Origin of the sequence: Streptococcus sp. KHUD_016, from assembly GCF_051106465.1 — a bacterium.
Classification (GTDB): domain Bacteria; phylum Bacillota; class Bacilli; order Lactobacillales; family Streptococcaceae; genus Streptococcus.
The window spans coordinates 1,363,600-1,383,823 of the sequence record NZ_CP193663.1 but is presented as its reverse complement, the minus strand read 5'-3'; the positions used below and the strand labels follow the sequence as shown (position 1 = coordinate 1,383,823).

The window sequence follows — 20,224 nt, the reverse complement described above, 5'->3', positions numbered from 1 at the left end:
TTTTTATGTTGTCACCTTACCTCGATATACTCAAGTATAATCTTCGGTTACGGTTCCTAGCACTGTAAGGTAAAATAAACCAGATCATCTCCCTTCGGGGAGATTTTTTTGTTTCACGAACATTTTTGTACAATCTTCGGCTTGTCTATATATGTCTCCATCCTTGTTCATCTAGTAGAAATATGGTATACTTTTTATGAGAATTTTCTAAATTTTTAATTTTGTATAAGGAGGTTTTCATGCTTTCCAAATTTTCTGGAAGCCGACAGAACGTACAATTTGTGTTACTTTTAGGTGTTTTGCTAGGTATTTTAGGGATTTCACTTTTTCTAGCTGTTTCTATGGGGTCTGTTGCGATTGATCTAGGAGATACCTATCGGATCATTTTGAGCAGATTGGGATTTCCTCTTGAGATAGGAGAGGTTTCCAAGTCTACTCTTGCCATTGTATGGAACATGAGATTCCCCCGAGTATTGTTAGGTCTGATAGTAGGGGCTGGTCTTTCTATGTGTGGTAGCGTGATGCAGTCTACAGTGAACAATCCCATCGCAGAGCCTTATGTCTTAGGAATTTCTGCGGGTGCAACTCTAGGGGCAACTTTGAGCATCATTCTTGGTTTAAAAGTGATGATTAGCCTTGGAGCTTTCCTTGGAGCTATTTTGGCAACAATCGCTGTCCTTATCATTGCCTCTATGCAGGGAAGGATGACGACTTCTAGTCTGATTTTATCAGGAACGGTGGTCAACGCTCTCTTTCTAGCCTTTTCCAACTTTATTATCTCAGTTGGCGCTAATGCGGACAGTGTGATGACCATTAAGTTTTGGACCATGGGATCGCTTGCCGGGACTACTTGGGCAGACTTGGTTCTGCCAACTATAGTAGTAGGAATGGTCTTTCTATTTTTCGCTACTCAGTATCGTGTTTTTAATGCGATGATGATGGGAGATGAGGCTGCTTTAACTTTGGGAATTCCCTTACGCTTCTATTGGTATCTTTATGTGACCATGGTGGCTGTGCTGACAGCTGTCTTGGTGGCAACTTGTGGGATTATTGGATTTGTTGGACTGATTACTCCACATTTAGCTCGAGGGTTAGTAGGAACGAATTACAGGAGACTTTTTCCTGTTGCGACCTTGCTGGGTGCCCTCTTTGTCATCTGGGCAGATGTACTCTCTCGTGTCATCATTCCAAACGCTGAGTTGCCGATTGGTATTTTCACAGCCTTAGTAGGTGCTCCCTTCTTTATCTACATTGTTGGAGGTAGGCGAAGGGAGGTGAGGGCCTGATATGGACTTGATTTGTCAGGATGTCCACTTTGGACTAGGAGAGAAAAAAATCCTCAAAGGAGTTTCTCTTAAGGTTGAGGGGCATCAATTTCATACGATATTAGGGCCAAATGGAAGTGGAAAAACCAGCCTGCTTAAACTCCTCTATCGTCAGGAAAAGGCGGACAAAGGCTTGATAAGCTTAGATGGAAAGCCTTTGGAACATTGGTCACTCAAAGAAACAGCTAAGCAGATGGCGGTCGTCACCCAGTTTAATCAATTGCAGTTTGATTGTACAGTTGAGGAAATCGTCTTGCTGGGAAGGACTCCACACCTCTCTTTTTTACAGAAGGAAAAGGAAAGGGATTATGCCCTCGTTCAAGATGCTCTCGTCAAGGTGGATATGCTTGAGAAGAAAACTCGTCTCTATTCGTCTCTTTCAGGTGGGGAGAAACAGCGAGTCTTATTAGCACGCGCCTTGGCGCAAGAACCGACTCTCTTGCTCCTGGACGAGCCAACCAATCACCTGGATATCAAGTACCAGTTAGACTTGCTGGCCATTGTGAAGAATCTCAAGGTCAATGTTCTAGCTGTCCTACATGATATTCAACTTGCTTGTCGCTATTCGGATTATCTCTATCTGATGAAAGAGGGAGAAATCCTTTACCAAGGGACTCCAAAGGAGACCATCACCCCTGAGTCATTGCAAACTGTATACGGAGTTCAAAGTCAGGTGACTTGGACCGAGGATCAGCAAGCCATGATTCACTATTTATAAAAGTAAAAAGGAAAATAAGATGAAAAAAACACTAAGCATTTTACTCGTAACAGTAGCTACCTTAACCATGGCAGCTTGTGGTAACACTACTACAGAAAAAGCTACCACACAGTCTAGCACAGAAACAAGTCAAAAGGCCAGCACAGAGACGACTTATCCGTTAACGGTTAAAACCTATGATATTAAGGGAAATGAAGTCGAACAAGTCTTTGACAAGGCACCTGAAAAAGTTATCACCAACAATCTTTCAACCACTGAAATCTTATTGGAGTTAGGCTTGAAGGATAAAATTGCTGGCATGCTCAACCCTGACAATGCTGTAACAGACAAATACAAGGACGCGATTGCGACCATTCCTCAAATTGGTGATAAAAAAACAGTCTCTCAAGAGACAGTCCTTTCTTATGAGCCAGATGCGGTGATGGGTCGAAACATGATGTTTTCAGAAAAATCCTTGGGAACAGTTAGCGCTTGGAATGAAAACAAAATCCCAGTTTATACGCAAAAAGCTTCTCTCTCAACAATTCAGCAAGATTTGGGAAATATCGTAGAAGATGTCAAAAATCTTGGAATGATTTTCAATGTTCAGGACAAGGCCAATGAATACGCAGCCCAATTACAAGCTAAAATTGACGCTGTTAAGAAAGCAAATCCAACAAGCCAAGGTGAAAAGAAAAAGGCTTTGATTATGGTTGCTTATAATGACGAAACCTTCGGTGCTTACAAGTCTGCTTTGCAAGAGAGCCTTCTAAATCAACTTGGTTATACCAACGTTGCAACGGGAACATCAGGTTTGACCTTGGAAAATCTCGTGTCAATGGATCCTGAGTTGATTATCTATGTAACCAGCGACCGCAATAAAAAATTGGATGCTAACGCAGTAGAGTTGATGAAGGCAAATGAAGTTTTGGAAAATGTTCCTGCTATTAAGAATCAAAAAATCATGACCATTTCTTACGATGAGTTAATGGACTATGGTCCAGCAGTGATTGATTCCCTTGAGAAAATCAATGACTTTATCAATAAATAATGAGTTTGACTGGGAAGGGATCCAAGTCAAGGTCAGCCTTCCTTCGACTTATGATCCCAACCAAACCTATCCAGCTGTTCTCTTGAATGATGGAAACTTGGATTTCCTATCTTCCCTTTCTGAATCTGTGATTTTAGTGGGCTTGACCTCTAAAAATCGCCTAGATGACTACACACCCTGGAAGGCCTCTGCTCTGAGAGAGGGGGCTCCGGATTTTGGCGGTCAGGCAAATACCTATCATAGTCATTTATTTGGAGGTCTTTTAGATAAGTTGCAGTCGCTTTATCGTCTGGACAAAAATCGCCTTGCCTATGGAGGGTACTCACTAGGTGGTTTGGCAGCAGTATACAGTCTTTTCCATTTTGACAAGTTCTCCTGTATCTTCTCTATCTGCGGTTCCTTTTGGTATCCTGATTTTACGACTTATTGCAGGGATGAAAAGGTGAAAAATTTGGACTGTTTGTTGTATTTACAGAATGGTCAAACAGAAGGAGCCCATCATACCAATCGTCTGGCTCAAGCACCAGTTTATGCTGAGCAGATTCATACCAGTCTTCAGCAACATTATCCGACTGGTCAGTTTGTCTTTGATCCTTACGGGCATCATGAGCAAGTGGCTGAGCGATTTCTAGCCTTTTCCAACTGGTTGTCCCAAAAATGGAAAATTGCATAAAAGAAATATCCCTTGGCTTTTGCCAAGGGATAATTGTATTTTTTAACCAAGTTTCTCTCTCTTCTTATCTGGATTCCAGATAAAGCTTGCGATAAAGCTAAAGATAATCGTTAGGATACCAACAAACACTGCAAGGATAAGGGCAGGGATGCGGACAAACCACCAGAGTGGGTTTGGTTTTTTATCATTGTGCCATTGCTTGGTTTCTTCGTCCAAACGTTGGAATTCTGCTTGGATACGGTCTGCAACCATTTCAATCCCTTCATCATTCATTTTCTTGATGTCTGAGATATCGATAGGATTTCCAAAGTTCATATCGACACGTTCACGGCTAATCAAGCCTTTCAAGGTCATAGGACCGGTGTAGGTAACAGGCATGATACGGACTTTGGCCATCTTGGCAATCAGGGCTACGCCACCCTTGACATCGTTTGAGTGACGGCTCCCACTTGGAAACATGATGAGAGAGCGGTCGCTTTTTTTGAGGACGTTGATAGGGTACTTGATGGCAGAGGCATTAGGTTTTTCTCGGTCGATAGGAAAGGCGCCACACATACGGATCCACCAGCCAAAGATACGGTTGTTAAACAGCTCTTTTTTGGCCATAAAGATGAACTGTTTTGGCTTGGTCGCAAAGGCCATGTAAACAGGATCCCACCAGGTACGGTGAGGTGCGACGAGGATATAGTTTTCGTCTCGGCTAGGGATTTTATCAGTATTGTGATAGTGGGCATTGCCATTGATGGACCACAAGATCAGCATGACTAGTCCACGCAAATAAGTATAAAACATGAGATCTCCTTCGATTGTATTGCTTTTATTATTATACCTTATCAAAAGACTGCTGGCAAACTTTTTCAGTTATCAGCTAACAGTTTTAGATGGGATTAGAATTCTTTTAAAAAAAATGATATGATAGAGTTTATGGATAAAAATAAGATAATGGGATTAACCCAAAGAGAAGTCAAGGAAAGACAGGCTCAAGGTTTGGTCAATGACTTTACCGCTTCGGCCAGTACCAGTACTTGGCAAATCATCAAACGAAATGTTTTTACACTTTTTAACGCATTAAACTTTGTTATTGCTCTAGCGCTGGCCTTTGTGCAGGCTTGGAGCAATCTGGTTTTCTTTGCCGTTATCTGCTTTAACGCTTTTTCTGGGATTGTGACTGAGCTACGGGCCAAACACATGGTGGACAAGCTCAATCTCATGACCAAGGAAAAGGTCAAAACCATTCGTGATGGTCAAGAAGTTGCTCTCGATCCAGAAGAGTTGGTTCTAGGAGATGTCATTCGTTTGTCTGCTGGAGAGCAGATTCCTAGTGATGCTCTGGTTCTGGAAGGATTTGCGGAAGTCAATGAAGCTATGTTGACGGGTGAGAGTGATTTGGTGCAAAAAGAAGTGGATGTCTTGCTTTTATCAGGGAGTTTCCTAGCCAGTGGCGCAGTTTTGGCTCAAGTCCACCATGTCGGGGCAGAAAACTATGCTGCCAAACTCATGCTGGAAGCTAAGACAGTGAAACCAATCAACTCCCGTATCATGAAATCGCTAGACAAGCTAGCTGGTTTTACTGGGAAAATTATCATTCCCTTTGGTCTAGCTCTCTTGTTAGAAGCCTTGATGTTAAAAGGCTTGCCCCTCAAGTCATCCGTTGTAAATTCGTCAACAGCCCTTTTGGGAATGTTGCCTAAGGGAATCGCCCTTTTGACCATTACTTCGCTCTTGACTGCGGTGATTAAGCTGGGCTTGAAAAAGGTCTTGGTGCAGGAGATGTACTCTGTCGAGACCTTGGCGCGCGTGGATATGCTCTGTCTGGACAAAACGGGCACCATCACCCAAGGAAAGATGCAGGTGGAGGCGGTTCTTCCTCTGACGGAAACTTATGATGATGAGGCTATTACTAACATTCTGACCAGCTACATAGCTCATAGTGAGGATAAAAATCCAACAGCCCAAGCCATTCGCCAGCGTTTCCAAGGTCAGGTTTCCTATCCTATGCTTTCGAATCTTCCTTTCTCAAGCGACCGTAAGTGGGGAGCTATGGAGTTGGAAGATTTGGGAACTGTTTTCTTAGGAGCGCCCGAGATGTTGTTGGACAATGAAGTCCCTGAAGCCAGAGAGGCTCTAGAGAGAGGTTCACGTGTCTTGGTATTAGCCCTTAGTCAGGAAAAACTAGACCACCACAAACCACAGAAACCATCTGATATTCAGGCCCTGGCCTTGCTGGAAATCTTGGATCCGATTCGAGAAGGAGCAGCTGAGACACTAGACTATCTTCGTTCCCAGGAAGTAGGCCTCAAGATTATCTCTGGTGATAATCCAGTCACGGTTTCCAGCATTGCCCAAAAGGCTGGTTTTGCAGACTATCACAGCTATGTAGATTGCTCAAAAATCACGGATGAGGAATTGATTGCCATGGCTGAAGAGACAGCTATTTTCGGTCGTGTTTCCCCTCATCAAAAGAAACTCATCATCCAAACGCTGAAAAAAGCAGGGCATACAACGGCAATGACAGGGGATGGTGTCAATGATATCCTAGCTCTCCGCGAAGCAGATTGTTCGATCGTTATGGCTGAAGGAGATCCTGCGACTCGTCAGATTGCTAATCTGGTTCTCTTGAACTCTGACTTTAATGATGTTCCTGAGATTCTCTTTGAAGGTCGTCGTGTGGTCAATAACATTGCCCATATTGCACCGATTTTCTTGATAAAGACAATCTATTCCTTCTTGCTCGCTGTCATCTGTATCGCCAGTGCTCTTCTAGGACGGTCTGAGTGGATTTTGATTTTCCCCTTCATTCCAATCCAGATTACCATGATTGACCAGTTCGTGGAAGGGTTCCCGCCATTTGTTCTGACTTTTGAGCGAAATATCAAACCAGTCGAAGCAAACTTCCTCAGAAAATCCATGCTTCGTGCCCTACCAAGCGCACTGATGGTTGTGTTCAGCGTTCTTTTTGTGAAAATTTTTGGAGCGAGTCAAGGTTGGTCTGAGTTAGAAATCTCAACCCTACTCTATTATCTCTTGGGGTCTATCGGTTTCTTATCTGTATTTAGAGCCTGCATGCCATTTACCCTCTGGCGTGTCCTCTTGATTGTCTGGTCAGTAGGTGGTTTCCTAGCCACAGCTCTCTTCCCAAGAATCCAGAAACTGCTTGAAATTTCGACACTTACAGGACAAACACTGCCTGTTTATGGGGCCATGATGTTGGTCTTTACCGTGATTTTCATTCTAACCAGTCGTTACCAAGCTAGAAAATAAAGAAAGACTGCAATCTGTGGATTGCGGTCTTTTTAGGTGCAAGATTGCTAGCTGATACTCAATGAAAATCAAAGAGCAAACTAGGAAACTAGCCGCAGGCTGTACTTGAGTACGGCAAGGCGACGTTGACGCGGTTTGAATTTGATTTTTGAAGAGTATGAAATGTGGTATAATAAGAGGTAACAGAGTTTTGGAAAGTGAGAGAAGATGATTTCAAAGAGATTAGAATTGGTGGCGTCTTTTGTACCACAGGGAGCTATTTTACTAGATGTGGGGAGTGACCATGCTTATCTGCCTATTGAGTTAGTTGAGAGAGGCCAAATCAAAAGCGCTATTGCAGGGGAAGTGGTGGAAGGTCCTTACCAGTCTGCGGTTAAAAATGTTGAGGCTCACGGTCTAAAGGAGAAAATCCAAGTCCGTTTAGCCAATGGCTTGGCAGCCTTTGAAGAGGCAGACCAAGTGTCGGTTATCACCATTGCTGGTATGGGAGGACGTTTGATTGCGACCATATTAGAAGAAGGATTGGATAAGCTTGCGAGTGTAGAACGTTTAATCCTCCAACCCAATAATCGTGAAGACGACTTGCGCATCTGGTTACAAGAGCACGGATTTCAGATTGTAGCAGAAAGCATTCTAGAAGAAGCTGGTAAGTTTTATGAGATCTTGGTGGTGGAAGCAGGACAAATGAAGCTATCAGCCAGTGATGTTCGCTTTGGTCCCTTCTTGTCCAAAGAAGTCAGCCCAGTCTTTGTCCAAAAATGGCAAAAAGAAGCTGCTAAGTTAGAGTTTGCCCTTAATCAAATCCCAGAAAAAAATATTGAGGAACGTCAAGTTCTTGTAGATAAAATTCAAGCCATCAAGGAGGTGCTCCATGCTAGCAAGTGAAGTAATTAGAGCTTATGAAGGCTTTTGCCCTCAGGAGTTTTCAATGGAGGGTGACAGTCGTGGCCTGCAAATCGGTACTCTAGACAAGGAGACCCAAAGAGTCATGGTGGCTCTCGATATTCGAGAAAAGACGGTGGCAGAGGCCATTGAAAAGGGTGTGGACTTGATTATCGTCAAGCACGCGCCAATCTTTCGTCCCATCAAGGATCTGGTAGCTAGCCGTCCGCAAAATCAGATTTACATCGACCTGATCAAGCATGACATTGCGGTTTATGTCAGCCATACCAATATTGACATCGTTGATAACGGGTTAAATGACTGGTTCTGCCAGATGCTAGGTATTGAGGACACGACCTATCTGCAAGAAACAGGCCCAGGACGTGGGATTGGGCGGATTGGAAATATTCAAACTCAGATATTTGGGGAATTGGCCCAGCATGTCAAGCAAGTCTTTGGTCTTGATAGTCTTCGAATGGTGCATTATCAAGAGAGTGATTTGCAGAAGCTCATTTCAAGAGTGGCTATCTGTGGTGGTAGTGGCCAATCTTTCTATAAGGATGCTCTAGCTAAGGGAGCAGATGTCTATATCACTGGCGATATCTACTATCACACAGCTCAGGATATGCTGTCTGATGGCCTGTTAGCACTGGACCCAGGACATTATATCGAAGTGCTTTTTGTGGAAAAAATCGCTGCACTCCTTACTCAATGGAAGACAGAAAAGGGCTGGTCTATTGATATTTTGCCTAGTCAAGCATCGACCGATCCTTTCCACCATATCTAGTTAGAAGGTGAAGACAATGAAAAAAGTTGCCATTATTGGAGCAGGGATTGTGGGGGCGACAGCTGCCTACTACCTCTCTAAAGAAGCTGACCTAGAGATAACAGTTTTTGACCATGGTCAGGGTCAGGCAACCAAGGCAGCAGCGGGAATTATCAGTCCTTGGTTTTCCAAACGCCGTAATAAAGTCTGGTATAAGATGGCGCGTTTGGGGGCTGACTTTTATGTGGATTTGTTGGCTGATTTAGAAAAGTCTGGTCAGGAAATCGACTTTTACCAACGCTCAGGAGTTTATCTCTTGAAAAAGGACGAATCCAAGTTGGAAGAACTCTATGAACTAGCTCTTCAGCGTAGGGAAGAATCTCCCTTGATAGGTCAATTAGCCATTTTAGACCAAGCATCTGCAAATGAATTATTCCCTGGTTTGCAGGGATTTGACCGCCTGCTCTATGCTTCTGGTGGAGCGAGAGTAGATGGTCACCTCTTAGTGACTCGTTTGCTAGAAGCCAGTCAAGTCAAGCTGGTCAAAGAAAAAGTGAGTCTGACACCTTTAGCATCCGGTTACCAGATTGGTGAAGAGATGTTTGATCAGGTTATTTTGGCGACAGGAGCTTGGTTGGGGGACATTTTGGAACCTTTAGGATATGAGGTAGATGTTCGTCCCCAAAAGGGGCAACTCCGAGATTATCAGCTCTCTAAAGACCTAGCATCTCACCCTGTTGTCATGCCAGAAGGGGAGTGGGATTTGATTCCTTTTGCAGGTGGGAAATTGTCCCTAGGAGCTACCCATGAAAATGATATGGGATTTGATTTGACGGTAGATGAAACCTTGCTTCAACAAATGGAGGAAGCAGCCTTGCCATACTACCCAGCCTTGGCTGAAGCTACTAAAAGAGGTGAGCGAGTAGGAATCCGTGCCTATACCAGTGATTTCTCCCCTTTCTTTGGGGAAGTACCTGGCTTAGCAGGTGCCTATGCGGCTAGTGGTCTAGGTTCATCAGGTCTCACAACGGGTCCAATCATCGGATATCATCTAGCTCAACTTGTCCAAGACAAGGAGTTGACTTTGGATCCAGTAAAATATCCAATTGAAAACTATGTCAAACGAGTAAAAAGCGAATAAAATTTTACTGAAATTTTAGCAGGTAGTTTAGGATGTCAAATGACATTCCCTATCAAAAATGATAAAATAAGAAAAAATAATCCGAGAATCGAGGAAGAAAGATGCAAGAAAAGATTTTGGTAACTGGTGGTGCTGGATTTATCGGAACCCACACTGTTATTGAGTTGATCCAAGCAGGTCATCAAGTCGTTGTGGTGGATAATCTTGTCAATAGCAATCGTAAAAGTTTAGAAGTTGTTGAAAGAATCACAGGAGTTGAGATCCCTTTTTATGAGGCAGATATTCGTGATACAGATACACTCAGAGATATTTTCAAGCAGGAAGAACCGACTGGTGTCATTCACTTTGCTGGTTTGAAGGCTGTTGGCGAATCAACCCGCATCCCTCTTGCCTACTATGACAACAATATCGCAGGAACTGTTAGTCTTTTGAAAGCTATGGAAGAAAATAAATGTAAGAACATCATCTTCAGTTCTTCTGCGACAGTTTACGGAGACCCTCATACAGTTCCAATCTTAGAAGATTTTCCGCTTTCAGTGACCAATCCATACGGTCGTACTAAGCTCATGCTAGAGGAAATTTTGACGGATATCTACAAGGCAGATTCAGAATGGAATGTGGTTTTGCTTCGTTACTTTAATCCAATCGGAGCGCATGAAAGTGGAGACTTGGGAGAAAATCCTAACGGAATTCCAAACAATCTCTTGCCTTATGTTTCACAAGTAGCAGTGGGCAAACTAGAACAAGTACAAGTGTTTGGAGATGATTACGATACAGAAGATGGAACCGGGGTTCGTGACTATATCCATGTTGTCGATTTAGCTAAAGGTCACGTTGCAGCTTTGAAAAAAATCCAAAAAGGTTCAGGTCTTAATGTTTATAACCTTGGAACAGGTAAAGGTTATTCCGTTCTTGAAATTATCCAAAATATGGAAAAAGCAGTGGGACGTCCTATTCCTTACCGCATCGTAGAACGCCGCCCAGGTGATATCGCTGCCTGCTACTCAGACCCAGCAAAAGCCAAAGCAGAGCTCGGATGGGAAGCAGAACTCGACATCACCCAAATGTGTGAAGACGCATGGCGTTGGCAAAGCAAGCATCCAAATGGATTTGAAGACTAAGATGATGATTTCAATCATCGTCCCATGTCTAAACGAAGAGGAAGTACTTCCTCTTTTTTATCAGTCTGTGGAAGCTCTGCTTCCTGACTTGGGAGCAGATGTCGAATATGTCTTTGTAGACGATGGCTCAATCGATGGGACCCTGCAGCTTTTGAAGACCTATCGGGAGCAGAATCCTACGGTCCGTTATGTCTCATTCTCACGAAATTTTGGGAAAGAGGCAGCCTTATACGCAGGCTTGCAGCATGCAACTGGAGACTTGGTGGTCGTGATGGATGCAGACCTTCAGGATCCTCCTAGTATGCTACTTGAGATGAAAGCCTTACTAGACCAAAATGCAGATATAGACTGTGTTGGAACACGGAGAACTAGTCGGGAGGGAGAACCCTTTTTCCGCAGTTTCTGTGCTGACCTCTTTTACCGCCTCATGCAAAAAATTAGCCCAGTAGCTCTGCCCTCAGGTGTCCGTGATTTTCGCATGATGAGACGATCTGTGGTAGATGCTATTTTGACCCTGACCGAGTCCAATCGTTTTTCTAAAGGACTCTTTGCCTGGGTGGGTTTTAAAACGCACTATCTTGATTATCCAAACGTTGAACGACAGGCTGGCAAGACCAGTTGGAGTTTTAGACAACTCTTTTTCTACTCGATTGAAGGAATTCTTAACTTTTCAGATTTTCCCTTGAGTATAGCCTTTGTAGCGGGACTCCTATCTTGTTTTATTTCTTTTATGATGACTGTTTTTGTGGTGTTTCGGACCCTTATCTTGGGAAATCCGACATCTGGCTGGACCTCTCTGATGGCTGTCATTCTCTTTCTTGGAGGGATTCAACTCCTGACGATTGGGATTCTCGGTAAGTATATCAGTAAGATTTATCTAGAGACCAAAAAAAGACCACTCTATCTCGTCAAAGAAAAAAGTGATGGTAAGTCAAAACAAAGATAGAATTTATCTAGTGTAGTTACTTTTTGTTTTTATAATTCTTTTACTCCGGAATTTTGGTGGTTTTTGGTGGTCTTTAAAGTAACTAGGGATTTGATACGGTATAATGGATTTATGTAGGGATATTTACTGCAAAAGTGGAAACTTAAGAAATAAAAAAATTAGGAGGATTATTTTATGCTAAGTAAAGAGGATTATACTGAAGAAATCGGACTTATTAAGAAACAAAATAATGTAGAAGCTGAATTGTATTCTATAGTTGCTGACATAATTAAGCCAACTTTAAAAGATAGTTTATCAAAAAGATATGTCTTCGGAAGAAGAAAGAGTAATATGGGACAAATATATTATGGTCTAAGTAATTTTCCTGATATAGTTATTTTAGATAAGACTTATGAAAACGAATCCAGAAAAAGTATAGAAATTAAAGAATGGAAGAAACTTCGAGGATGCGTGGAAGTTAAGAATTTAAATCATCCTTTAATTACAGAGGAAGAAATCAAATCAACCATATCGGACAGCTTTGAACATATAACTGAAAAGAATGAACAAGAGATGGGACAACTTATTGGAGACCTTTTATGGTATAAAAAAGTAATTTATACAAATGGAATTGAATGGAGATTTCTAAGTTTAGATGACAAGGAAGAGATAGATAACACAATTATTGAAATGGTTAACAAAAGAATAGAAACAGAAAAAGCGAAAAATTCTTTTGATTTGTGGAAGAGTATTAAAGATTTATCGTTCAATTATACGGATATATGTTTATCCAAAGATTGTATACAAGAGTGGGACGAATTTGTAAAGAAAGTAAAGGAAATAGAATGGTAGGAGTCTATTCTCATTGAGAAATTTAGATTATAAGTTGCAGTAAGATCTATCTAGAAACCAAAAAAAGACCACTCTATCTCGTCAAAGAAAAAAGTGACCTTTCTCTTGTTGAAGGAAAAAAATAACCAAAAAAGACTATAATTTTACCTAGAAATATGCTAAACTAGTAAGTGTGGGAAAAATGAGAAGAAATCAATTATATTTATTTCCTGCTTCCTACGATGGATCTTTTAGGAGTGCACGTGTAGGACAATTTTTGATGGCCTCCAGAACATCGCTGGTCTCAGCGATTTCTCTTTGCAATTCGACTGGATCATCGTAAAAGCGAACGATTCCATTATCATGGTAATCAAAGAGTTCAGAATAGGTTTGGCAAAGCCCGCAGGCGATGCACCGTTCGGGTATAAGTGTGAGTTTCATATTTATATTGTAATAAGAAAATGTAAAAAAAACAAGGAGTAAGGTATGGAAAAAGAACCGTGGCAAGAAGATATTTACGAAAACAATGAGGAAGAAACAAGATCAGAGCGTCGACACCGGAAACAAAAAGGGAAAGGCGTTGTTGCGAATCGTGTCTTGACGGTTCTAGCTAGCCTCTTCTTTGTAATTGTTGTAGCAATGGTAGTTGTATTGATTTACCTATCAACCGGAGGAAGCAATCGTACTTCATCTTTGAAGGACTTCTATGATGCATCGTCTCCTTCTACAAGTGCAAGTTCTAAAGTGGAAGCATCATCATCTTCAAGTAGCAAGGTAGAGGAAACAGCTTCTTCTGAATCAACACCTTCACAGAGCAGTTCGGAAGAACATACTACAGAGGGTGAAGGAACACTTACAGTACAGCCTGGAGAGGGAGAAGCAGCTCTTGCTCAACGTGCAGGGATTTCCATTGCCCAGCTAGAAGCCCTAAATCCTTCTCACATGTCATCTGGATCTTGGTTTGCCAACCCAGGTGATGTGATTAAGACAAGATAGGAGTCGGTCATGAAGACAATTCAAATTGCTATCGATGGTCCAGCTTCGAGTGGCAAGAGTACGGTCGCAAAGATTGTCGCTAAGGATTTTGGATATACTTATCTCGATACAGGTGCTATGTACCGTGCTGCGACTTATATAGCGCTCAAGCACCAGTTGAATGCAGAAAATGTAGACCAACTTCTTGAGCTTCTTAACCAACACCCCATTAGTTTTGGACGTTCAGAAACAGGTGAGCAACTTGTTTTTGTAGGAGATGTTGATATTACCCATCCGATTCGTGAAAATGAAGTGACCAACAAGGTTTCAAGCATCGCTGCCATTCCTGAGGTGCGTGAGAAACTGGTTTCGCTCCAGCAAGAGATTGCTCAGCAAGGTGGTATCGTCATGGATGGGCGTGATATCGGGACAGTTGTTTTACCACAAGCTGAACTCAAGATTTTCTTAGTGGCTTCTGTTGAAGAAAGAGCAGAGCGTCGTTACAAGGAAAATATTGCTAAAGGGATTGAAACAGACCTTGAAACGTTGAAAGAAGAGATTGCTGAGCGTGACTACAAGGATAGTCACCGTGAAACCTCACCTCTCAAACAGGCTGAGGATGCAGTTTACCTTGACACAACTGGACTAAGTATCCAAGAAGTGGTTGAAAAAATCGAATCAGAAGCAAAAAAATATATGTCCTAGGGACGATAGGAGCAGGCTGAATGAAGCCTGCTCCTTTTCTCTCTTTTGCGCGCGTTTCAAAACAGCCTTTTTGGGAGAATTTTGATAAAATAGTAGTATCAATAAAAAGGACGGAAGCATGACAAAGAAAATCATAGCCATTTGGGCCCAAGATGAAAAAGGTGTGATTGGGAAAGAAAATCGTCTCCCTTGGCATTTGCCAGCAGAGTTGCAACATTTTAAGGAAACAACTTTAAATCATGCTATACTGATGGGTCGAGTGACCTTTGATGGCATGGGACGTCGTCTGCTTCCAAAACGGCAAACCTTGATTTTAACGCGCAATAGCGAAGAAGTCATAGATGGGGCGCTCGTATTTCAAGATGTGGAGTCTGTTTTAGCGTGGTATCAGAGTCAGGGAAAAAATCTCTATATCATTGGCGGAAAACAGATTTTTCAGGCTTTTGAGCCCTATTTAGATGAAATCATCGTGACACAGATTCATGCTCAGGTGGAGGGAGACACCTATTTCCCTGAGGATTTTGACTTGTCTCTTTTTGAGACAGTCGCAAGCAAATCTTATGAGCGAGATGAGAAAAACAACTATGATTTCACCATCCAATACCGAAAGAGAAAGGAAGTCTAATGGAGCGCAGTATATTTGGATTTTTTACAGCTTTTTTGTGTGTGATCTGTATTTTGACTGGAGCACAGGCTTTTCGTAAGAAGCGCTATGGACTGTCTGCCTTACTCTGGTTGAATGCTTTTACCAATCTGGTCAATAGTGTCCACGCTTTTTATATGACCTTATTTTAGATAGAATGATAAATTAGAATGGAAGGAAATCATGCCTACAAATAGGAAAAATGATATGATGGTTTATTGCTCATTTTGTGGCAAAAGCCAAGAAGAAGTAAAGAAAATAATCGCTGGGAATAATGCCTTTATCTGTAATGAATGTGTGGAATTGGCCCAGGAAATCATTCGGGAGGAGTTGGCTGAGGAAGTCTTGGCAGACTTGTCTGAAGTACCAAAACCAATCGAGCTCCTCAATATCTTGAACCACTATGTTATCGGTCAAGATCGTGCCAAACGTGCCTTGGCAGTGGCAGTTTACAACCACTACAAACGCATCAATTTCCACGATACGCGTGAAGAGTCAGAAGATGTGGATTTGCAGAAGTCAAACATCTTGATGATTGGCCCAACTGGTTCTGGGAAAACTTTCTTGGCCCAAACCTTGGCTAAGAGCTTAAATGTGCCTTTTGCTATCGCAGATGCGACAGCTCTGACTGAGGCTGGTTATGTGGGTGAGGACGTGGAAAACATCCTCCTCAAACTCTTGCAGGCTGCTGACTTTAACATCGAACGTGCAGAGCGTGGAATTATCTACGTGGATGAAATTGACAAGATTGCCAAGAAGAGCGAGAACGTGTCTATCACACGTGATGTTTCGGGTGAAGGGGTACAACAAGCTCTTCTCAAGATTATCGAGGGAACTGTCGCTAGCGTACCGCCTCAAGGTGGACGCAAACATCCGCAACAAGAGATGATTCAGGTAGATACCAAGAATATCCTCTTCATCGTGGGTGGTGCCTTTGATGGTATCGAAGAAATCGTTAAACAGCGTCTGGGTGAAAAAGTCATCGGATTTGGTCAAAATAACAAGGCGATTGATGAAAATAGCTCTTACATGCAAGAAATCATCGCAGAAGATATTCAAAAATTCGGTATTATCCCTGAGTTGATTGGACGCTTGCCGGTCTTTGCTGCTCTTGAGCAATTGACGGTCGATGACTTGGTTCGCATCTTGAAAGAACCAAGAAATGCCTTGGTGAAACAATACCAAACCTTACTTTCTTATGATGACGTTGAGTTGGAATTTGACGACGAAGCCCTTCAAGAGATTGCTAATAAAGCCATCGAACGCAAAACTGGTGCGCGTGGTCTTCGCTCAATCATTGAAGAAACCATGCTAGATGTTATGTTTGAAGTGCCAAGTCAGGAAAATGTGAAATTGGTCCGCATCACAAAAGAAGCTGTTGATGGAACGGAAAAACCAATCCTAGAAACAGCCTAGAGGTGACTATGGAAATCAATACACACAATGCTGAAATCCTGCTCAGTGCGGCAAACAAGTCTCACTATCCGCAGGATGAACTGCCAGAGATTGCCCTAGCAGGGCGTTCAAATGTTGGCAAGTCTAGCTTTATCAACACCATGCTCAACCGCAAAAATCTGGCTCGTACATCAGGAAAACCTGGGAAAACCCAGCTACTCAACTTTTTTAACATTGATGACAAGATGCGTTTTGTGGATGTACCAGGTTATGGCTATGCCCGCGTTTCTAAAAAGGAACGTGAAAAATGGGGGCGCATGATTGAGGAGTATTTGACCACTCGGGAAAATCTCCGTGCCGTGGTCAGTCTGGTGGATCTCCGCCACGACCCGTCAGCAGATGATGTACAGATGTATGAATTTCTCAAGTATTATGAGATTCCGGTTATCATCGTTGCGACTAAGGCAGATAAGATTCCCCGTGGTAAGTGGAACAAGCACGAATCAGCAATTAAAAAGAAATTAAACTTTGACCCAAGTGACGACTTCATCCTCTTTTCATCTGTCAGCAAGGCAGGGATGGATCAGGCTTGGGATGCAATATTAGAAAAATTGTGAGGGAAAGAAATGGCAAAAACAATTCATACAGACAAAGCTCCAAAGGCTATCGGACCTTATGTTCAAGGGAAAATCGTTGGCAATCTTTTGTTTGCTAGCGGTCAAGTTCCCCTATCTCCTGAAACTGGAGAAATTGTAGGAAAAACAATCCAAGAACAGACAGAACAAGTCTTGAAAAATATCGGTGCTATTTTGGCAGAAGCAGGAACAGACTTTGACCATGTTGTTAAAACAACTTGCTTCTTGAGCGATATGAATGACTTTGTTCCTTTTAACGAGGTTTACCAGACTGCCTTTAAAGAGGAATTTCCAGCTCGTTCAGCTGTAGAGGTTGCACGTCTTCCTCGTGATGTAAAAGTCGAAATTGAAGTGATCGCAGAGATTGGATAAGCTAGTTGAAGTTTGGCTCTGCCAAACTTTTTTTGATATAAGGAGAGATAGATGACAAAGAAACAACTTCACCTGGTGATTGTGACAGGGATGAGTGGCGCAGGGAAAACAGTAGCCATTCAGTCCTTCGAAGATTTGGGATATTTTACCATTGACAATATGCCGCCAGCCCTCTTGCCAAAGTTTTTGCAGTTGGTAGAGACCAAGGATGATGACCATAAGTTAGCCCTAGTAGTCGATATGCGTAGTCGTTCCTTCTTTTCAGAGATTCAGGCTGTTTTGGATGAATTGGAAAACCAAGATGATTTGGACTTCAAAATCCTCTTTTTAGACGCAGCAGATAAGGAATTGGTAGCCCGTTACAAGGAAACCAGACGGAGTCACCCACTTGCTGCAGATGGTCGAATTTTAGATGGCATTAAGCTGGAACGTGAACTTTTGGCACCTTTGAAAAACATGAGCCAAAATGTGGTGGATACGACAGAACTCACCCCACGTGAACTTCGTAAAACCATTGCTGAGCAATTTTCAGACCAAGAACAAGCCCAGTCTTTCCGTATCGAGGTCATGTCTTTTGGATTCAAGTATGGTATTCCTATCGATGCAGACTTGGTCTTTGATGTCCGTTTTTTGCCAAATCCATACTACCTTCCGGAACTCCGCAATCAGACAGGTGAGGATCAAGCAGTTTATGACTATGTGATGAATCATGAAGAGTCTGAAAGTTTCTATCAGCACTTACTCGCTTTGATTGAACCCATTTTGCCAAGTTACAAAAAAGAAGGCAAGTCTGTTTTAACCATTGCAGTAGGATGTACAGGTGGACAGCACCGTAGTGTTGCCTTTGCAAAACGAATCGCTGAGGACCTTGCTAAAAACTGGCCTGTCAATGAAAGCCATCGTGACAAAGACAGAAGAAAGGAAACGGTAAACCGTTCATGAGAAAACCAAAGATAACGGTAATTGGTGGAGGAACAGGTATCCCCGTCATTTTGAAAAGTTTGCGAGAAAAGGATGTTGAGATCGCAGCCATCGTAACGGTAGCTGATGATGGTGGATCTTCTGGTGAGCTAAGAAAGAATATCCAACAGCTGACACCACCAGGTGATCTCCGTAATGTCCTTGTGGCCATGTCGGATATGCCCAAGTTTTATGAGAAGGTTTTTCAGTACCGTTTCTCAGAAGAGGCCGGAGCATTTGCGGGTCATCCACTGGGGAATATCATCATAGCAGGGCTCTCTGAAATGCAAGGGTCCACTTATAATGCCATGCAGCTGCTAAGTCTCTTTTTCCACACAACAGGAAAAATCTACCCCTCAAGCGATCAGCCTTTGACACTGCATGCAGTCTTTAAAGATGGTTCTGAGGTGGCAGGTGAGAGCCACATTGCAGATCATCCAGGTATGATCGACCATGTCTATGTGACCAATACCTTGGATGATGAAACACCCCAAGCCAGCCGTCGAGTGGTCAATACTATCCTCGAGAGTGATATGATCGTCTTGGGGCCTGGTTCCCTCTTTACATCGATTTTGCCCAATATTGTCATTGAGGAGATTGGGCAGGCTCTCTTGGAGACTAAGGCAGAGATCGCTTACGTCTGCAATATCATGACCCAGCGTGGGGAAACAGAGTACTTTTCAGACAGTGACCACGTGGAAGTCCTCCATCGACACTTAGGTCGGCCTTTTATCGATACGGTCTTGGTGAATATCGAGAAGGTTCCTAGAGAATACATGGATACCAACCGTTTTGATGAATATTTGGTTCAGGTAGAGCATGATTTTGCTGGTCTTTGCAAGCAGGTTCCTCGTGTGATTTCATCCAACTTCCTTCGTTTGGAAAATGGAGGAGCCTTCCATGATGGCGATTTGATTGTAGACGAATTGATGCGCATCATACAGGTGAGAAAATGAGTTTTACAGTTGCAGTAAAAGAAGAAATTCTTGGTCAACACCATCTCAGTCGTCATGAATTGTCTGCCATCATCAAGATGTCTGGCAGTATCGGTCTCTCGACTTCTGGCCTGACCTTGTCTGTTGTGACTGAAAATGCTAAGTTGGCTCGGCATCTCTATGAGTCCTTTCTCCATTTTTATGAGATTAAGTCAGAAATTCGACACCATCAGAGAAGCAATCTTCGCAAGAATCGTGTCTACACGGTCTATACCGATGAGAGGGTGCAGGAGCTTTTGGCTGATTTGCGACTTGCGGATTCTTTCTTTGGTTTGGAGACAGGCATTGATCCTGATATTTTAGCAGATGAAGAAGCTGGTCGTGCTTACTTATGTGGGGCCTTTCTGGCAAATGGTAGCATCCGAGATCCGGAGTCTGGTAAGTATCAGTTGGAGATTAGTTCCGTTTATCTGGACCATGCACAAGGATTGGCCTCTCTCCTCCAGCAGTTTTTGCTGGACGCTAAGGTTATTGAGCGAAAGAAAGGTGCAGTTACCTATCTCCAGCGGGCAGAAGACATTATGGATTTCTTGATTGTGATTGGGGCCATGCAGGCGCGTGATAATTTTGAGCGCGTCAAGATTTTGCGTGAAACCCGTAATGATCTCAATCGAGCCAATAACGCTGAAACAGCCAATATCGCTCGAACGGTTTCTGCTAGTATGAAGACTATCAACAATATCAGTAAAATCAAAGATAGAATGGGTTTGGAAAATTTACCAGTGGATTTGCAGGAGGTGGCTCGCTTACGGATCCAGCACCCAGACTACTCTATCCAGCAGTTGGCGGATAGCCTGAGCAATCCCCTGACCAAAAGTGGTGTCAACCACAGACTCAGAAAAATAAACAAGATTGCAGATGAACTATAAAA

General features: G+C 42.7%; 23 protein-coding genes and 1 pseudogene. 22 read left to right on the top strand and 2 right to left on the bottom strand.

All coding sequences use genetic code 11. The features are described from left to right. The first annotated feature begins 239 nt into the window (after positions 1-239). Genes ACORHV_RS06520 through ACORHV_RS06505 form a run of 4 tightly spaced genes read left to right on the top strand, consistent with a single transcriptional unit; the run spans position 240 to position 3,746 of the window. Positions 240-1,286 (top strand): FecCD family ABC transporter permease, encoded by a 1,047-nt coding sequence (locus ACORHV_RS06520; protein WP_000949322.1) that lies wholly within the window; start codon positions 240-242, stop codon positions 1,284-1,286. 1 nt (position 1,287) lies between these two features. Beyond that, the gene (locus ACORHV_RS06515; RefSeq protein WP_000364120.1) at positions 1,288-2,043 is read left to right on the top strand and encodes an ABC transporter ATP-binding protein; all 756 of its coding nucleotides are present in this window, start codon (positions 1,288-1,290) and stop codon (positions 2,041-2,043) included. A gap of 19 nt (positions 2,044-2,062) precedes the next feature. Further along, positions 2,063-3,073 (top strand): ABC transporter substrate-binding protein, encoded by a 1,011-nt coding sequence (locus ACORHV_RS06510; RefSeq protein WP_084944154.1) that lies wholly within the window; start codon positions 2,063-2,065, stop codon positions 3,071-3,073. Then, complete coding sequence (locus ACORHV_RS06505) at positions 3,054-3,746, top strand: alpha/beta hydrolase-fold protein (RefSeq protein ID WP_000175784.1); 693 nt, start codon at positions 3,054-3,056, stop codon at positions 3,744-3,746. The genes ACORHV_RS06510 and ACORHV_RS06505 overlap by 20 nt, the downstream gene beginning before the upstream one ends. Positions 3,747-3,788: 42 nt before the next feature. On the opposite strand, the gene ACORHV_RS06500 is transcribed toward ACORHV_RS06505, so the two are convergent. Continuing rightward, on the bottom strand, positions 3,789-4,538 hold the full coding sequence (locus tag ACORHV_RS06500) for a lysophospholipid acyltransferase family protein (protein ID WP_000500176.1): 750 nt from the start codon (positions 4,536-4,538) through the stop codon (positions 3,789-3,791). A gap of 132 nt (positions 4,539-4,670) precedes the next feature. Here ACORHV_RS06500 and ACORHV_RS06495 point away from each other — a divergent pair, with 132 nt between their 5' ends. The 8 genes and pseudogenes from ACORHV_RS06495 to ACORHV_RS06460 form a co-directional block, all read left to right on the top strand. Then, on the top strand, positions 4,671-7,007 hold the full coding sequence (locus tag ACORHV_RS06495; RefSeq protein ID WP_008293183.1) for a cation-translocating P-type ATPase: 2,337 nt from the start codon (positions 4,671-4,673) through the stop codon (positions 7,005-7,007). Between the two features lie 207 nt (positions 7,008-7,214). Continuing rightward, positions 7,215-7,892 carry a tRNA (adenine(22)-N(1))-methyltransferase gene (locus ACORHV_RS06490; protein ID WP_070683836.1) on the top strand — a complete coding sequence of 226 codons (678 nt, stop codon included), beginning with the start codon at positions 7,215-7,217 and terminating at the stop codon, positions 7,890-7,892. Next, positions 7,879-8,676 (top strand): Nif3-like dinuclear metal center hexameric protein, encoded by a 798-nt coding sequence (locus ACORHV_RS06485; protein WP_070683838.1) that lies wholly within the window; start codon positions 7,879-7,881, stop codon positions 8,674-8,676. The genes ACORHV_RS06490 and ACORHV_RS06485 overlap by 14 nt, the downstream gene beginning before the upstream one ends. A gap of 16 nt (positions 8,677-8,692) precedes the next feature. Continuing rightward, a complete protein-coding gene (locus ACORHV_RS06480; RefSeq protein WP_070683840.1) occupies positions 8,693-9,796 on the top strand; it encodes an NAD(P)/FAD-dependent oxidoreductase in 1,104 nt (367 codons plus the stop codon). Positions 9,797-9,897: 101 nt separating this feature from the next. Then, entirely contained in the window at positions 9,898-10,917 is a 1,020-nt protein-coding gene (galE, locus tag ACORHV_RS06475; protein ID WP_070683842.1) for a UDP-glucose 4-epimerase GalE, read from the top strand. A gap of 1 nt (position 10,918) precedes the next feature. Further along, positions 10,919-11,863: a glycosyltransferase family 2 protein gene (locus tag ACORHV_RS06470; protein WP_070683889.1), complete on the top strand. Its 945-nt coding sequence runs from the start codon at positions 10,919-10,921 to the stop codon at positions 11,861-11,863. A gap of 174 nt (positions 11,864-12,037) precedes the next feature. Continuing rightward, a complete protein-coding gene (locus tag ACORHV_RS06465; RefSeq protein WP_371590174.1) occupies positions 12,038-12,694 on the top strand; it encodes a hypothetical protein in 657 nt (218 codons plus the stop codon). Positions 12,695-12,732: 38 nt separating this feature from the next. Continuing rightward, a pseudogene (locus tag ACORHV_RS06460) lies at positions 12,733-12,835 on the top strand (glycosyltransferase); the annotation flags it as partial. Between the two features lie 75 nt (positions 12,836-12,910). Here ACORHV_RS06460 and ACORHV_RS06455 read toward each other — a convergent pair. Next, positions 12,911-13,114: a ferredoxin gene (locus ACORHV_RS06455; RefSeq protein ID WP_004246691.1), complete on the bottom strand. Its 204-nt coding sequence runs from the start codon at positions 13,112-13,114 to the stop codon at positions 12,911-12,913. 45 nt (positions 13,115-13,159) lie between these two features. Here ACORHV_RS06455 and ACORHV_RS06450 point away from each other — a divergent pair, with 45 nt between their 5' ends. The 10 genes from ACORHV_RS06450 to whiA all read left to right on the top strand — a co-directional run bounded on the left by ACORHV_RS06450 (position 13,160) and on the right by whiA (position 20,222). Beyond that, positions 13,160-13,669 (top strand): SAG1386/EF1546 family surface-associated protein, encoded by a 510-nt coding sequence (locus tag ACORHV_RS06450; protein ID WP_434397851.1) that lies wholly within the window; start codon positions 13,160-13,162, stop codon positions 13,667-13,669. Between the two features lie 9 nt (positions 13,670-13,678). After that, on the top strand, positions 13,679-14,353 hold the full coding sequence (cmk, locus tag ACORHV_RS06445; RefSeq protein ID WP_000849412.1) for a (d)CMP kinase: 675 nt from the start codon (positions 13,679-13,681) through the stop codon (positions 14,351-14,353). 118 nt (positions 14,354-14,471) lie between these two features. Next, the gene (locus tag ACORHV_RS06440; RefSeq protein ID WP_000162314.1) at positions 14,472-14,978 is read left to right on the top strand and encodes a dihydrofolate reductase; all 507 of its coding nucleotides are present in this window, start codon (positions 14,472-14,474) and stop codon (positions 14,976-14,978) included. Next, positions 14,978-15,148 (top strand): hypothetical protein, encoded by a 171-nt coding sequence (locus tag ACORHV_RS06435; protein WP_000442252.1) that lies wholly within the window; start codon positions 14,978-14,980, stop codon positions 15,146-15,148. The genes ACORHV_RS06440 and ACORHV_RS06435 overlap by 1 nt, the downstream gene beginning before the upstream one ends. Positions 15,149-15,179: 31 nt before the next feature. After that, complete coding sequence (gene clpX / locus ACORHV_RS06430; RefSeq protein ID WP_002874765.1) at positions 15,180-16,412, top strand: ATP-dependent Clp protease ATP-binding subunit ClpX; 1,233 nt, start codon at positions 15,180-15,182, stop codon at positions 16,410-16,412. Positions 16,413-16,420: 8 nt separating this feature from the next. Continuing rightward, entirely contained in the window at positions 16,421-17,008 is a 588-nt protein-coding gene (yihA, locus tag ACORHV_RS06425) for a ribosome biogenesis GTP-binding protein YihA/YsxC (RefSeq protein WP_000405203.1), read from the top strand. 9 nt (positions 17,009-17,017) lie between these two features. Next, positions 17,018-17,398: a RidA family protein gene (locus ACORHV_RS06420; protein ID WP_001140428.1), complete on the top strand. Its 381-nt coding sequence runs from the start codon at positions 17,018-17,020 to the stop codon at positions 17,396-17,398. 51 nt (positions 17,399-17,449) lie between these two features. After that, positions 17,450-18,340: an RNase adapter RapZ gene (rapZ, locus tag ACORHV_RS06415; protein WP_000163039.1), complete on the top strand. Its 891-nt coding sequence runs from the start codon at positions 17,450-17,452 to the stop codon at positions 18,338-18,340. Then, positions 18,337-19,314, top strand: coding sequence for a YvcK family protein (locus tag ACORHV_RS06410; RefSeq protein ID WP_001231066.1), 978 nt, complete (start codon positions 18,337-18,339; stop codon positions 19,312-19,314). The genes rapZ and ACORHV_RS06410 overlap by 4 nt, the downstream gene beginning before the upstream one ends. Continuing rightward, the gene (gene whiA, locus ACORHV_RS06405; RefSeq protein WP_000011290.1) at positions 19,311-20,222 is read left to right on the top strand and encodes a DNA-binding protein WhiA; all 912 of its coding nucleotides are present in this window, start codon (positions 19,311-19,313) and stop codon (positions 20,220-20,222) included. Before ACORHV_RS06410 ends, whiA begins: the two co-directional genes overlap by 4 nt. The last annotated feature ends 2 nt before the right edge of the window (positions 20,223-20,224 follow it).